Raw genomic sequence first — 15,203 nt, forward strand, 5'->3', positions numbered from 1 at the left:
ATAAACCGGAGCTAATACCTTTTTCCTCAGCAGGGAAGTTGTTGCCGACGACGTCGGCAATATTGTCGACACTGTCAGCAAAATTGTCGACGCTGTCGGCAAAGCTTTCGACACTGTCGGCAACAGATTTCCTGCAAAGGTAAATAAGATTTACCCAGTTGTTATCGACTATTTATCAGGAGGTAATTCTTATTTGATAGTCACCATAGTGGCACCAAAACCGTATTCACGGAAAGAAGCATCCTGATAATAGTATTGTTTGTATCTTGTTTTCAGTTCCTTTTCTATCGCTTTACGCAGAACGCCATCCCCTTTGCCATGGATAAAGACAATCTTTTGTCCTTTATGATTTGCGTACTTACCCAGTATTTCATGGAATTTATCCAACTGGTAGGTCAGCATATCCGCGTTGCTCAATCCGTTTGTATTGTCCAGCAGTTCCGTGATATGCAAGTCGACTTCCAATACGGCGCTGTCCGATTTCTTCTTCACGATAGTCTGGGGAGCACGGCGGTCTTCCTGTACTTTCTGATACATCGCCTCTTTCAGGTCAGCCGCAGAAACAAGCAATTCCCTTTCCGGCACGTCGTTGCGAACGATGGGATATACCATTGCGTCTTCCTCAAAGAAATCGTTTTCCATAAAACAATGCTGCTTATAGAACTTGACCGTATCGAGATGTAACTCAACGGAGATGGAGTTCTTCAGGGAATAAGGCTTATCCTTCTTGAAAGCAATCAGCTGCACGCATATCCGTTCGAGGTCGTTCAGGTCTTCCTTGCCGAATTCTTCCAGGAAGATTTTTGTATTCGGTTCTATCAGGCCATTGTAACGGCTGACCCAGCTGTTGTTATGGCGGTTCATATAGTTGAAGAACAGATAATAGTTACTGTCGTTGATGAAATAGGCTTCATAACCGCTTTGCTGCATGACCTTTGTCGGTTCGAGCGGAAGATAAGCCAGGTAGATATTCATCCGTTCCCCCTCGGCTGTTTCTTCAATTTTCACTTCCTCCTGTTTCGGCTGCGGTTTAGGGGCCGACTGTTGCACCTGCGGTTGCGGCTGTACTTTCGGACGGTTCGAACTATGCACCTGCATCTCATTCTCTCCGCCAACCACAACGCATTCACGAATCAGCGCCGGAATGTCGAATCCGTCTTCATCTTCCACCAGCACCTGGTCTTTTCCTTTAAAACCACGCACGATACCGCCTCCCGTTGTATTCAGGAAGCGGACTTTATCACCTACCTTTATATTACTCATAGCTTTTGTCGTTTATATTTCGTATCGACAAAGATACTTCATTATACCATAATATCATACAAATTTGTACTTTTGCACCCGGTTCAACAAGAATGTGCCTGATAAACAGAGATAGCAATGGTTACAAAAACTCAACAGATAAGTATTGAAGATTATAATTATTCGTTGCCTGATGAACGAATCGCCAAGTTTCCCTTACCCAAGCGGGACGAGTCCAAATTATTACTTTACCGTGACGGAAAGGTCAGCGAAAGCGTCTTCAAGCATATTACGGATTATCTGCCGAAAGGCTCACTGATGGTATTCAACAATACCCGCGTAATCCAGGCACGGTTGTTATTCCAACGTGCAACAGGGGCACAAATCGAAGTGTTCTGCCTCGACCCTGCCGCCCCGCACGATTATGAACTTATCTTTCAGCAGACAGAAGCATGTAACTGGATTTGCCTGATAGGAAACGCTAAAAAATGGAAGGAGCCGGTTCTTTCCCGGGAAATTACCGTTGCGGGTCAGACGGTCAGACTATCTGCCGAAAAAGTGCAGAGTTACGGAGAGACGCATCAGATACGTTTCAGTTGGGATGGTGGTTTCAGCTTTGCCGAAGTACTGGATGCTGCGGGAGAACTTCCGATACCTCCGTATCTTCACCGGAAAACGGAAGAAAGTGATTTAAAGACTTATCAGACTGTTTACTCCAAAATAAAAGGTTCGGTTGCCGCACCGACAGCCGGACTTCATTTCACACCGGAAGTACTGGCCGACCTGGATGCCAAAGGTTTCGGTCGTGAAGAACTGACGTTGCATGTCGGGGCCGGGACATTCAAACCTGTCAAGAGCGAAACGATAGAAGGGCACGAAATGCATACCGAATATATCTCCGTACGCCGCAGCACTATTGAACGGGTAATGCAGAATTTCGGCAAAATCATTGCTGTCGGTACGACTTCCGTCCGCACGCTCGAAAGCCTGTATTATATCGGCGTCACGCTTGCCGTCCATCCGGATGCGACTTCCGAAGAGCTGATTGTCAGACAATGGATGCCGTATGAGGACGCCAATAACCGCCTGACACCGGCCGAGGCTTTGCAAAACATACTCGATTATCTGGACAAACACCAGCTGAATACGTTGATTACAGCCACGCAGATTATCATTGCCCCAGGATATGAATTCAAGATTGTAAAAGGAATCGTCACCAACTTCCACCAGCCGAAAAGCACTTTGCTGCTGTTAATCTCAGCCTTCGTAAAAGGCGATTGGAAGAACATCTATGATTATGCCCTGGGACATGATTTCCGTTTTTTGAGTTATGGGGATAGTTCGCTGCTATTATAATAATGAATCCCGGTCCGGGCAATATCCTATCAATCCGTTCGTTATTACATAATATAAAGATTATCCGGTGATGAATAAGAAGATTACTCCCTATATACTACTGTTTTTAACCGCATTACTGCTGTTTTCCTGCAAATCGGCGAAGCTGAGCGATGCAGAAGAGAAGCAACGGATTGGTGAATACTTTGAGGCGGCGGCTATTTATCGGAAGGTGTATACGAAAACGTCTCCGCAGAAACGGGATTTACGCGGGTATATCGCCTACCGGATGGCTGAATGTAACCGGCTTATCAATAACACTCCGAGGGCGACCAGTGCCTATATGAATGCGCTGCGCTATGACTATCCCGACAGTATCGTGAGCCTGCGCCTGGGACAGATGTACCAGAAAAGCGGGAAATATATGGACGCCATACGCCATTACAACGACTTCCTGTTATTAAACCCGGAAAGCCAACTGGCCCTCAACGGTATCAAAGGAAGCGAACTGGCCCCGCAATGGAAACAAAACCCGAACCGTTATATCGTCAAGCGGATGGAGAAATTCAACTCGCGCCGCGGCGAATTCTGCCCGATGCTTTACGGTGAGAAATACGACCAACTCTACTTCACCTCTTCCCGTACACCGAAAGGTGCCAACAAGGACAAAGACGAAACGATCAGTGCCATCACCGGCCAGCGAAACAACGATTTCTTCCTGGTCAAACAGGATGAACAGGGCAACTGGCTCGCCCCCGTCGAACTGGAAGATGAAGTAAACACCGAATTTGATGAAGGAACCCCTTCTTTCTCCAAAGACGGCAACACCATGTATTACACCTATTGTGCACAGGACCCGGAAGGACCGCGCACGTCAGAAATATATGTATCCACCCGCAGCAGCGCCAAATGGGGAAAAGGGACGCGTGCCAGCATCGTGAAAGACTCGGTTACTGCCCTGGGACACCCGGCAGTCTCGCCCGACGGGAAATACCTGTATTATGTATCGGACGCTGTCGGCGGTTTCGGGGGAAAAGACATTTTCCGTTCCCGGCTCGTAGGTAATGACTTCGGCCCTATGGAAAACCTAGGACCGGACATCAATACGCCCGGCGACGAAATGTTTCCGTACGTACGCGACTCCGTCACACTCTATTTCGCCTCCAACGGCCATCCCGGCATGGGCGGACTGGACCTGTTCAAAGCAACCCAGGACAGCACCGGCAAATGGCATGTCGAGAATCTGAAAGCACCCATCAACTCGATGGGAGACGATTTCGGTATCACCTTCGAAGGAGATAAGGAAAAAGGCTTTTTCAGCTCCAACCGCAATGACGCCCGCGGCTACGACCACCTGTACTCATTCGAACTTCCTATCATAACCATCTTTATCGAAGGTATCGTGTTTGATGTGGACGAGAATCCGATTGAAGACGCAACAGTCCGCATCGTCGGTAAAGACGGTCTGAACGAAAAAGTACTGGCAAAAAAAGACGGAACCTACCGCGTAGAACTGGAACGTGACATCCGTTACGTAATGATGGCAAGCGCCCGCGGTTACCTCAACCAGAATTTCGAACTGAAAACCGGACCGGAAGAAAAGAACGAGACGTATATCGTAGACTTCTACCTCTCCCCGATAAGCAAACCGGTAGTTATCGAAAATATCTTCTATGACTTCGACAAAGCAACCCTGCGCCCCGAATCACAGAAGGCGCTGGATGAAATGATCAAGATGCTGAACGATAACCCGAACGTAACAATCGAGTTGGGAGCTCATACCGACCGTAAAGGAAGCGACCAGTATAACGAACGTCTGGCACAACGCCGCGCCCAATCAGTGGTGGATTACCTGATTGCAGGAGGTATCGAAAAAGAACGCCTGGAGGCCAAAGGCTATGGCGAAAGCGTGCCGAAAGTTATCAATAAGAAAATGGCTAAGAACTACGATTTCCTGAATGAAGGAGATGTATTGACGGAAGAGTTTATCCTGACGCTGACTCCCGAACAACAGGAAATAGCAGACCAGATAAACCGCCGCACAGAATTTAAAGTACTCAGAACAAACTATAACCTGTTCTAAAAGTCGTTATTCCGTTTTACTCTTCGCCAGCACTTCGGAAAAAGAGATGGGCCAGTCAATCGCACTCATCAATGTTTCGAAAACCAGGCGGTAGTTAAGCGGAATAACCATATACTCTGAATACAGGTCACATACGGTCAGTGCCAGCATCATCTTGGTGTTGTAATGCGCCCCTTTCAGGATCACCAGACTTTCCAGGACCGAGGTATCCCGTGCCTTCTCGAAATCCTGCTCCGTCAAAAGGATTTTATTCTGCAACTGTTGATAATGAGGACAATCAGATACGGAGGCATAGCCCTCCGTTCCTTCGGCGATATCCAGTAAAACACGGCAAACAGCAATCCGTTCTCTTTCTTTTGGATTCATACGTCAATCAAGCCGCCCCGTTTCCCTCGTTTGGCATTTTATATCATAAAGAAGCGTGGAAACTGTTAATCCATTATTCGGAACTGAGGTATCGCCAAACACCCATCGAACAAATAATAAGACAACAGCCCACGCTCTATTCTACATACAGGAGTATATATAACAAGCGTGAGCGTTCAGTTGTCTATCATCTTCGTCCGACTAGAAACTTGGCGATTTTCAGTTCCAAAGATAATATCTTAAACGCTTACATATCGTTCCCCTGGAGAGTAACCGAAACTCAAAGGACGGCTTCCCCATTGAACGAAACAAAGATAGTTAAAAGCAATAATATATATTCTTTGCAAAGAATTATTAACAAGAAAAAAGATATACCAAAAGGATATAACCGGACGTAGACGACGCAGACGGAGCGCAGAATAACGCAGACTTATTAATTAAAATATTATCTGCGTTATTCTGCGCTCCGTCTGCGTTCCTTTCTACAAACTGGAACTACTTACTCCACCGTAAACTTATAAATACATTCACTGAGGTACTGTTCTCCCGGATTAAGCACTACACTCGGGAAATCCGGGTGATTGGGACTGTCCGGATAATGCTGTGTTTCAAGACACAAAGCACCACGATGCGGATATAAAACACCATGCTTTCCGGTATCTTTTCCATCCATGAAGTTTCCGGTATAGAATTGGATACCCGGTTCATTGGTATATACTTCCAGAGCGATACCGCTGGTCGGAGAATACGCCTTGCTGCCAGAACATTCTTATCGCCGTTTGTATTCAGTACCCAGTTCAGGTCATACCCACGCCCGAACAGTAATTGCTGGAACGGGTCGTTAATCTGTTTGCCGATAGCTACCGGAGTACGCAAATCCAGCGGAGTACCATCAACAGGACTGATACCTACAGGAATCAGGGTGCTGTCAACCGGAGTATAGTTGTCTGCATTAATCATAACCAACTGGTCCAACACATCGGAACCGGGAACACCGGAGAGATTGAAGTAACTATGGTTTGTCAGGTTCACAACCGTTTTCTTGTCGGTTGTTGCTTCATATTTGATACCGACTGCATTGTCATCCGTCAGTGTATAAGTAACCTTGATATCCAAATTTCCGGGAAAACCGGCTTCACCGTCTTTTGAAAGATAAGTCAACTCCAGCGCCTGGTCGTTCAGCTGCTTAGCATCCCACATGCGGGCATGATACCCCTGCGGACCGCCATGCAGGCAATGCGCACCGTTATTTTGAGGAAGAGTATATTCAACATCATCCAAAGTAAACTTACCCTGATTGATACGGTTTCCGTAACGTCCGATCAAAGCACCGTAGTTTCCGTCTGACTGCACATACTGCCCGATATTGTCATAACCCAGCACGACATCGGTCATTTTGCCATTCTTATCCGGAACCATTACAGAAACCAGGCGTCCACCGTAGTTTGTAATACAAGCCTCTGCCCCATTTTTATTCTTCAACACATACAAGGCAGTCGGCTTACCTTCCACTTCCGATACAAAATCAGACTTCATTAACCCGGAGAGTGTAGCCTCTTCTCTTTTTTCGCCGCATGACAGCAATAAACACATTGCCATAACAGCCATACATAGTCTTTTCATTTCAAATTGATAAATTAAAGTGTTTGTTGGATATAGGCAAATATACGCCATTCTAGTCAGAATCTCCTTCATCCTCCGAATAATAATATCTTTTAACGAACCCGGAACTTCATCGTCTGCACACCTTGTTCTCCTTCGACTCTCAAGGAATAAATTCCAACAGGAAGTGAGGACAGGGAAACGGTTTCTCCCGGACGGGCAGAATAGTAGACCTGTTTTCCACTCATTGCATAAACCGTCAGGTTTTTGTAATTACCATTCAGATACAGGATATTGTCAACGACGGAAATCAAATCGGATGGCAATTGTACTTTTTCTGTTGAAACCGGGTCTTTATAGATCAGTTCCACACTTTGCACCGACAAGGTGTTATTCTCCTTTATCAGGCTGCGATTACGGTAATCGGCACCAGATATGGTTATATTCATCTTCTCCGGGGCTTCTTCCGACAGATAGTCGACAGGTACCGAGATACGCGTCCAGTCGGATAACTCGCCTTCTATTTTAAATTCAGCTTTACCGATCAGGGTAACAGAGCCATTCTCCGCCAGCACGTCTTTCTCATTATCGATCAACTCTTTGCCATCCGGACTTTGGGAAACGACTGTTCCTTTCCAAAGATAAAGGACCATCCAGCCAATCTCTTCCGCAACAACTTTACGTTTGAATACGCCGACAATAGAATCCGGACGGTGGATAAATTCCAATCCTCCGGTTGTTCCTCCGTCACTCTTGGATATATCCGAAATATTGGCATATACCCAGGGAGTTCCCAAAGAGATATAAGCAGGCGCAGGCGCTCCGAGTCCGAACAAACCGACAAACTGGTTGGTCAACTGCACGGAGCCATCCGAATTGCGGGTTACCAACTCTTTCTTCACACCCATCTGACTGACATTCGATGCTTTCCAGAAAGCAGGTTGCTTGCCGACTCCATTATAGCCGGTCTCCCATTCAGCAGAGAAATCGCCATTGGGAACAGACTGGGCACTCACATAACTAAAAAAAGCCGCTCCGTTAATAATCAGGACACAGCACAAAATCCTTAGTAGACATTTACTCATAATACATTATTTTATAGTAGTTTCGCGTACAAAGTTACTACAAAAAAGAGAAATGCGGAAAGATATAGTGATAGAATTGAGTTACAAGGGTTTCAGTCGTGCTTCCGATTATTCGTGAAGCCATCGCAATCACCGCTGAAGCCAAATCAGGACGCCGCTACGTTACTTGTCCGTAACCATGCACGGAATGGCGACAAACGGACACGGATAACGAAACAAGGCGTTAAGGATTAGTGAGTTACTGACAACTCACGCAACAAATCCGGTTACGGAAAAAGATTGCGCCGTTCCTCCCCGTTTTGCGTACCGGCGACGGACTCTTCACCAACTAATTTTGAACCTAAAAAAATAAGGACGATGAAGAGTACATTTTCAGTAATCTACTACCTCAAACGTCAGGTAGTGAAAAAGGACGGGACAGTACCCGTCATGGGACGCATTACGGTGGACGGCAGCCAAACGCAGTTCAGCTGCAAACTGACCGTCGATCCCAAGCTGTGGGACACCAAAGGGGGACGTGTCACGGGCAGAAGCTCGGCGGCACTCGAAACGAACCGCATGCTCGACAAGATGCGTGTGCGCATCAACAAACACTATCAGGAAATCATGGAGCGTGACAACTTCGTCACGGCGGAGAAGGTCAAGAACGCCTTTCTCGGACTGGAACATCGCTATCACACGCTGATGCAGGTGTTCCGGCAGCACAACGAAGACTACGAGAAACAGGTGGATGCTGGCATGAAAGCCAAAGGCACGCTCCTGAAGTACAGGACCGTTTACAAGCACCTGCAAGAGTTCCTCACCATCCGCTACCGCGTGAAGGACATCGCGCTGAAAGAGCTTACGCCCGCCTTCATCTCCGACTTCGAGATGTTCCTGCGCACGGACAAGCACTGCTGCACCAACACCGTGTGGCTGTATGTCTGCCCCTTGCGGACGATGGTGTTCATCGCCATCAACAACGAGTGGCTCACACGCGACCCATTCCGGGAGTATGAAATCAAGAAGGAGGAAACGACACGCAGTTTCCTGACGAAAGAGGAAATCCGGCTGCTGATGGAGGGCAGGCTGAAAAACGCCAAGCAGGAGCTTTACCGCGACCTCTACCTGTTCTGCGCCTTCACGGGCCTGTCGTTCGCCGACATGCGCAACCTGACGGAAGAGAACATCCATACCTACTTCGACGAACACGAGTGGATAAACATCAACCGCCAGAAGACGGGCGTGGTGTCCAATATCCGCCTGCTCGACATCGCAAAGCGCATCATCGACAAATACCGGGGTCTGTGCGGGAACGGCAGGATTTTCCCCGTTCCCCACTACAACACGTGCCTTGCCGGAATCCGTTCCGTCGCCAAGCGTTGCGGCATCACCAAGCACATCACGTGGCATCAGAGCCGACACACGGCAGCCACGACGGTGTTCCTCTCCAACGGCGTACCCATCGAAACGGTCAGTTCCATGCTGGGACACAAGAGCATAAAAACGACGCAGATATACGCGAAAATCACCAAAGAAAAGCTCAACCAAGACATGGAGAACCTTGCCGCAAGGTTGAACGGCATCGAGGAATTTGCAGGTTGCACCATCTAAAAAGAAAAGCCATGAAACGTGACATAATCATCATAGAGGACAAGGCGGTCAGCGTAACCGGTAACGAGATATGGATGACCTCCACAGAAATCGCCGGACTGTTCCACACGGGCGTCCCGGCAGTGAACGCCGCCATCAGAGCCGTCCGCAAGCCGGACGTGCTGAACGACTACGAGGTGTGTCGCTACATGCGGCTTGAAAACGGGCTTTCAGCCGACGTGTATTCGCTGGAAATCATCATCCCCATCGCCTTCCGGCTGAACACCTACCATGCACACGTGTTCCGCACGTGGCTGGTGGGCAAGGCACTCTCGAAGGAAAAGCGGCAGGCATACGTGATGTTCATACAGAACGGAAAAGCCGGGTATTGCTAAACACGCATAAAAAGAAAAAAGAAAAAGGAAACGGACAGCCCGTATGGAGTTGCCCGTTTCCTTTTTTCATGCAGCCGCCTTATTCCATCGGCTTGCGGTAGTTCGCCTCCAATAGTTCACGCAACCCCGATTCGGGGTAAAGCACCTTCCCTCCCAAAAGTATAAAGGGCAGCACCCTGTTGTTGCGGTACTCCTGCAAGGTGCGGCGGCTGACACGGAGCAGTTCCGCCACCTCCCTGTCCGTCAGGTAACGCTCCCCGTCCAACGGCGGGCGGTAACTTTCCAGAAAGGCGGAGAGCCATTTCGAGCCTTTGCGCATGTTCTGCACGACGGTGGCAAGCGGCTCGTCCTCCATCGTAAACACTTCATTGTTCTCGTTCATCATAACTTCGGATTCAGTGGGTTGTGAATAATAAAAATCAAATCATTTTCCGCCGGGATAGAGCGTGCCGACAAGCGGAATGAGCCTTTTGACCTCCTCCGGCTTGTAATAGAACCTGCGGTTTATCTGCGAGTAGCCGATAAGCCGCCTGTCACGCAAAGTCTGCAACGTGCGCGGGCTGATCCTCAACTGCCCGCAGACCTCCTCGCCCGTGAGCCACCTTTCCATCCGCCCGCCGTCGCTCCTGCGCCTCAGGGCGGCTACCTTCTCCGCGAGGGCGTTGAAGGACGCCACCATCATCTCGAGGTCTTTTTCTCGATAGATACTATTTCCATAAGCAAAACATTTCAGAGTTTGCCGCAAAGGTAACGAAGCCGCCTTGAACACGTACCGTTTCCCGCTAAAAGGCAGCTTGTTGCGCCGTCTGTCCGGGTTACGGAGCCATTATCCGTAAAAATCTTACGTGAGCCACGTAGTGAGCTGTTAAAGCCCATTTGGTTTATTGCCGAATTTTGTCGCAGAAACATAGCGCAAGCCGAGCGCAGAACGTCAAGCCCGCTTGAACGGTATGCCGAGGCGCAGCCTATGTTCATGCAAATAAACCAAAAGAAAGAACTGAATATGAAAGTGATAACGATGGAAAGTTCCGCCTTCACCGCATTGACGGAACAGATAGCCGAGATAGCGGCACACGTGCGTGCCGTTTCCGGCGGTAGGAAGGAAGAAGCTCCCGACAGGTTGCTCACCACCCGCGAGGCGGCGCACCTGCTGAACGTGAGTTGCCGCACCCTCCAGCGCATGCGCAGCGAACAGCGCATCGCCTATGTCGTGCTGCGCGGCAAGTGCCGCTACCGGCAGTCGGAAATCGACCGCCTGCTCGAAGACAGCACCGTTACGGGCGAAGCCGCGACACCGGAACAGTTGAAACGCAACCACACGCTGCGCACGGGCGGCAGACCCAAAGGAAGGAGGACGTAAGACATGGAACTGCTTACCCGCAACAATTTCGAGAACTGGATGCAGAAGGTGATGGAACGGCTCGACCGTCAGGACGAGATGCTGCTCTCCATGCAGCCGTCCGGCAAAGCCCCGAACCCGATGGACGGGATCAGGCTTTTCGACAACCAAGACCTGTGCATACTGCTCCAGATCAGCAAGCGCACCCTGCAACGCTACCGCAGCATCGGCGCGCTGCCCTACAAGACGCTCGGCAAAAAGACCTATTACAGCGAGGCGGACGTGCTGACGTTCCTCTCCGAACATGTAAAGGATTTCCGCAAGGAAGACATAGCCTTCTACAAGGCTCGTATCCATAATTTCTTTCAAAAATAACCATTAAAACATTTTTCAGATGGCAAAGAAAAAAGACGAAAAGGACGTGCTGGTTGTCCGTGACGAGAAGACGGGCGAAATCAGCGTGGTAGCCGGGCTGAACGCCGACGGCTCCCCCAAGCGTATCCCCGCGAAAGCGGAGAACGCGCAGAGTTTCCTGCAATTCGACCGGCACGGCGACGTGCTGGACAACTTCTTCAGGAACTTCTTCCGGCAGTGCAGGGAACCCAGCCGCTTCGGTTTCTACCGTGTCGCGGCGGACCAAGCCGACAAACTGCTGGAGGTTATCAAGGACTTGCTGAAAGATCCCGACGGCAACAAGGAGATGCTTGCGCCCCACAAGGTGGACACCTCCGGCTACGAAAAGAAAGTACAGGAGGAGCAGTCCGCCGAAAAACAGGAACAACCGGAACAGAAACAAGATGACGAACCTAAAAAACAGGAAGAAATGGAACAGAAAAACGAACAGAATCAGGAAAGTCCTCAGCAGACGCAGGGCAACCGGGGCTACCAGCCCATCGACGAGAGCAAGATCAACTGGCAGAAGTTGGAGGAGAAATGGGGCGTGAAGCGCGACGACCTTGAAAAGTCGGGCGACCTTAACAGGATGCTCAACTACGGCAAGTCCGACTTGGTGAGGGTGTCGCCCAATTTCGGCGGAGAGGCTTTCGAACTGGACGCCCGCCTCTCCTTCAAGAAGGACGGCGAGGGCAACGTCAGCCTTGTGCCGCACTTCATCCGCAAGGAGCAGAAGCTCGACGACTACAAGGAACACAAGTTCTCCGACGATGACCGGAAGAACCTGCGCGAAACGGGCAACCTCGGCAGGGTCGTGGACCTCGTGGACAGGGAAACGGGCGAGATCATCCCCTCGTTCGTCAGCATCGACCGCAAGACGAACGAAATCACGGATGTCTCGGCCAGCAAGGTGCGCATACCGGAACGCATCGGCAAGACGGAAATCACCAAGCAGGAGCAGGACATGCTGCGTGCCGGTCTGCCCGTGCGTGACAAACTCATCGAACGCAAGGACGGCAGGAAGTTCGTCACCACCCTGCAAGTGAACGTGGAGCAGCGCGGCGTGGAGTTCGTGCCGGGAACCGGCAGGTCGCCCCGTGCCGTCCAGACACAGGAAAATAAGGAGAAACAGGCGCAAGGTACGGAAAACACAGCCAACACGAACAAGGAGCAACGCCGCAACACGTGGACGAACGCCGACGGCAGCATCCGCCCCATCAGCAAATGGAGCGGCGTGGACTTCACCGAGCAGCAGAAAGCCGACTACGTGGCGGGCAAAGCCGTGAAACTGGAGAACGTGACCGACAAGCAGGGCTTCCACGCCACGATGTACATCAAGTTCAACCCGGAGAAGGGACGCCCGTACCGCTACGACACCAACCCCGACAACGCGCAGAAGGTCGCGCCTTCCAACGAGAGCCGCACGCAGGTGGCGGTGAACAGCGAGGGCAAGACCAACGAGGCTACCAAGAACCTGAAGGAGCCGTTGCGGAAGGGACAGACCGCCCCGAAGGACACCGCGCAGCAACAGCAGCAGGAGAAGCCGCAAAAAAGAAACAATAAGGGCATGAAGATGTAATCCGGTGTCCGCCACTAAATCCGAAGTAACATTTGTAAAATTCAAAACGACAGAAGAATATGAAGACAATCATTGCAGAAAAGCCGTCTGTGGCACGTGAGATCGCCCGTATCGTGGGCGCGACAAAGAGAGAGGAAGGATATTTCGAGGGAGGCGGCTACGCCGTGACTTGGGCGTTCGGACATCTCGTACAGCTTGCCATGCCCGACGGCTACGGCATACGCGGCTTCGTCCGTGACAACCTGCCCGTCATCCCCGACACCTTCACGCTCGTCCCCCGTCAGGTAAAGACGGAGAAGGGCTACAAGCCCGACAGCGGCGTGGTGACGCAGATCAAGACCGTCACCCGGCTATTCAAGGAAAGTGAACAGATCATCGTGGCGACCGATGCCGGACGCGAGGGTGAGCTTATTTTCCGCTACCTCTACCATTACACCGGATGCGCCACCCCGTTCGTCCGCCTCTGGATAAGCTCGCTTACCGACAAGGCTATCCGCGAGGGACTGCGCAACCTTGAAGCGGGCGGCAAATACGACGACCTCTATCTTGCCGCCAAAGCGCGGAGCGAATCGGACTGGCTCGTGGGCATCAACGGCACGCAGGCACTCTCCATCGCCGCCGGACACGGCACTTACTCCGTCGGGCGGGTGCAGACACCTACATTGGCGATGGTGTGCGCACGCTACTGGGAGAACCGCCGCTTCACGCCCGAAGCCTTCTGGCAGCTCCATATCGCAACGGACGGCTGCGACGAAGGAACTGTGAAGTTTTCCTCTTCCGAAAAATGGAAAGAGAAAGAGCCCGCGACGGAACTGTATAATAAGGTGAAGTCGGCAGGCACAGCCACCGTCACGAAAGCCGAACGCAAGGAGAAGACGGAGGAAACACCGCTCCTGTACGACCTGACCACGCTCCAGAAGGAAGCCAACACCAAGCACGGCTTCACGGCGGAACAGACGCTTGAAATCGCGCAGAAGCTCTACGAGAAGAAGCTCATCACCTATCCGAGAACCGGAAGCCGCTACATCCCCGAGACGTGTTCGCCGAAATCCCCAAGCTGCTCGCCTTCATCGGGGCTTTGCCCGAATGGAAAGGCAAGGTGCAGCCGAAAGCCGTCCCGACACGCAGAAGCGTGGACGGTAGCAAGGTGACGGACCACCACGCCCTGCTCGTCACGGGAGAGAAACCGCTGTTCCTCTCCAAAGAAGACAACACCGTCTATCAGATGGTTGCCGGGCGCATGATCGAGGCGTTCTCCGAGAAATGCGTCAAGGACACCGCTACCGTCACGGCGGAGTGTGCCGGAGTGGAGTTCACGGTGAAAGGCAGCGTCATCAGGCAAGCCGGATGGCGTGCCGTATATGGTGAGGAGGACAAGGAAGAAACCGCCATCCCCGGCTGGCGGGAAGGCGACACGCTGACGTTGAAAGGCTGTTCCATCACGGAGGGAAAGACCAAACCCAAGCCGTTGCATACCGAAGCAACCTTGCTCTCGGCTATGGAAACGGCGGGCAAGGACATAGAGGACGACGCACTCCGTCAGGCTTTGAAGGACTGCGGCATCGGCACGCCCGCCACCCGTGCCGCCATCATCGAAACGCTCTTCAAGCGCGGCTACATGGAACGCTGCAAGAAATCGCTTGTGCCGACAGAAAAAGGGCTTGCCCTTTACTCTGTCGTGAAGACGATGCGCATCGCCGACGTCGCCATGACGGGCGAATGGGAGAAGAATCTGGCACGCATCGAGCGCGGGGAGCTGCCCGCCGACACCTTCTGCAAGGAGATAGAGGCGTACACAAAGGAGATTACCTCCGAACTGCTCTCGTGCGACAAGCTGTTCGCCCGCAGGGATTCCGGCTGCAAGTGTCCCAAGTGCGGAACGGGCAGTATGCAGTTCTACGGCAAGGTCGTCCGCTGCGACAACGCGGACTGCGGGCTACCCGTGTTCCGCCTGAAGGCGAACCGCACCCTTTCCGATGACGAGATCAAAGAGCTGCTCACCGATGGGCATACGAAGCCGCTCAAAGGCTTCAAGAGCAAGCAGGGCAAGAGCTTCGACGCCATAGTCGCCTTTGACGGGGACTATAACACGACTTTCGTGTTCCCCGAAAGGAAAACGAGCAGGAAATTTTCAGGACGGAAGAAATAGTATTAACTTTGCCACTTGTTCAGAGTAATGAATTGTTCTTCGATACCGGATTACACTCATACT

Annotated in this window: 11 protein-coding genes and 3 pseudogenes; 8 read left to right on the top strand and 6 right to left on the bottom strand. The window is 51.1% G+C overall.

The window, feature by feature from the left end; translation table 11 throughout:
• Positions 1–189: 189 nt before the first annotated feature.
• Positions 190–1,263, bottom strand: a complete 1,074-nt coding sequence (locus DXA15_RS05935; protein ID WP_010802000.1) for a DUF2027 domain-containing protein — start codon at positions 1,261–1,263, stop codon at positions 190–192.
• Positions 1,264–1,380: 117 nt separating this feature from the next.
• Here DXA15_RS05935 and DXA15_RS05940 point away from each other — a divergent pair, with 117 nt between their 5' ends.
• Together DXA15_RS05940 and DXA15_RS05945 are read left to right on the top strand one after the other, a co-directional pair.
• Complete coding sequence (locus DXA15_RS05940) at positions 1,381–2,598, top strand: S-adenosylmethionine:tRNA ribosyltransferase-isomerase (protein ID WP_128133434.1); 1,218 nt, start codon at positions 1,381–1,383, stop codon at positions 2,596–2,598.
• Between the two features lie 70 nt (positions 2,599–2,668).
• A complete protein-coding gene (locus DXA15_RS05945; RefSeq protein WP_128133435.1) occupies positions 2,669–4,660 on the top strand; it encodes an OmpA family protein in 1,992 nt (663 codons plus the stop codon).
• 6 nt (positions 4,661–4,666) lie between these two features.
• Here the strand turns inward: DXA15_RS05945 and DXA15_RS05950 are convergent, their stop codons facing one another.
• From DXA15_RS05950 to DXA15_RS05960, 3 genes and pseudogenes are all read right to left on the bottom strand, one after another.
• Positions 4,667–5,026, bottom strand: coding sequence for a hypothetical protein (locus DXA15_RS05950; protein WP_128133436.1), 360 nt, complete (start codon positions 5,024–5,026; stop codon positions 4,667–4,669).
• Positions 5,027–5,525: 499 nt separating this feature from the next.
• Positions 5,526–6,649: pseudogene (locus DXA15_RS05955) on the bottom strand (aldose epimerase family protein).
• 92 nt (positions 6,650–6,741) lie between these two features.
• The gene (locus DXA15_RS05960; protein WP_128133437.1) at positions 6,742–7,713 is read right to left on the bottom strand and encodes a T9SS type A sorting domain-containing protein; all 972 of its coding nucleotides are present in this window, start codon (positions 7,711–7,713) and stop codon (positions 6,742–6,744) included.
• 357 nt (positions 7,714–8,070) lie between these two features.
• Here DXA15_RS05960 and DXA15_RS05965 point away from each other — a divergent pair, with 357 nt between their 5' ends.
• Complete coding sequence (locus DXA15_RS05965; protein WP_008645569.1) at positions 8,071–9,306, top strand: site-specific integrase; 1,236 nt, start codon at positions 8,071–8,073, stop codon at positions 9,304–9,306.
• Positions 9,307–9,317: 11 nt separating this feature from the next.
• Positions 9,318–9,680: a hypothetical protein gene (locus DXA15_RS05970; RefSeq protein WP_008645570.1), complete on the top strand. Its 363-nt coding sequence runs from the start codon at positions 9,318–9,320 to the stop codon at positions 9,678–9,680.
• 79 nt (positions 9,681–9,759) lie between these two features.
• Here DXA15_RS05970 and DXA15_RS05975 read toward each other — a convergent pair whose 3' ends face one another.
• Positions 9,760–10,065 carry a helix-turn-helix domain-containing protein gene (locus DXA15_RS05975; RefSeq protein WP_008645571.1) on the bottom strand — a complete coding sequence of 102 codons (306 nt, stop codon included), beginning with the start codon at positions 10,063–10,065 and terminating at the stop codon, positions 9,760–9,762.
• 39 nt (positions 10,066–10,104) lie between these two features.
• Positions 10,105–10,397, bottom strand: a pseudogene (locus tag DXA15_RS05980) (helix-turn-helix domain-containing protein).
• A gap of 250 nt (positions 10,398–10,647) precedes the next feature.
• Here DXA15_RS05980 and DXA15_RS05985 point away from each other — a divergent pair.
• The 4 genes and pseudogenes from DXA15_RS05985 (at position 10,648) to DXA15_RS06000 (ending at position 15,140) form a co-directional block, all read left to right on the top strand.
• The gene (locus tag DXA15_RS05985) at positions 10,648–11,040 is read left to right on the top strand and encodes a helix-turn-helix domain-containing protein (RefSeq protein ID WP_008655856.1); all 393 of its coding nucleotides are present in this window, start codon (positions 10,648–10,650) and stop codon (positions 11,038–11,040) included.
• Positions 11,041–11,043: 3 nt separating this feature from the next.
• Positions 11,044–11,394: a helix-turn-helix domain-containing protein gene (locus DXA15_RS05990; protein ID WP_008655857.1), complete on the top strand. Its 351-nt coding sequence runs from the start codon at positions 11,044–11,046 to the stop codon at positions 11,392–11,394.
• Between the two features lie 19 nt (positions 11,395–11,413).
• Positions 11,414–12,991, top strand: a complete 1,578-nt coding sequence (locus DXA15_RS05995) for a DUF4099 domain-containing protein (protein WP_008645573.1) — start codon at positions 11,414–11,416, stop codon at positions 12,989–12,991.
• A gap of 59 nt (positions 12,992–13,050) precedes the next feature.
• Positions 13,051–15,140: pseudogene (locus DXA15_RS06000) on the top strand (DNA topoisomerase).
• Positions 15,141–15,203 lie beyond the last annotated feature (63 nt).

Origin of the sequence: Parabacteroides sp. AM58-2XD, assembly GCF_003463685.1 — a bacterium.
GTDB lineage: Bacteria > Bacteroidota > Bacteroidia > Bacteroidales > Tannerellaceae > Parabacteroides > Parabacteroides segnis.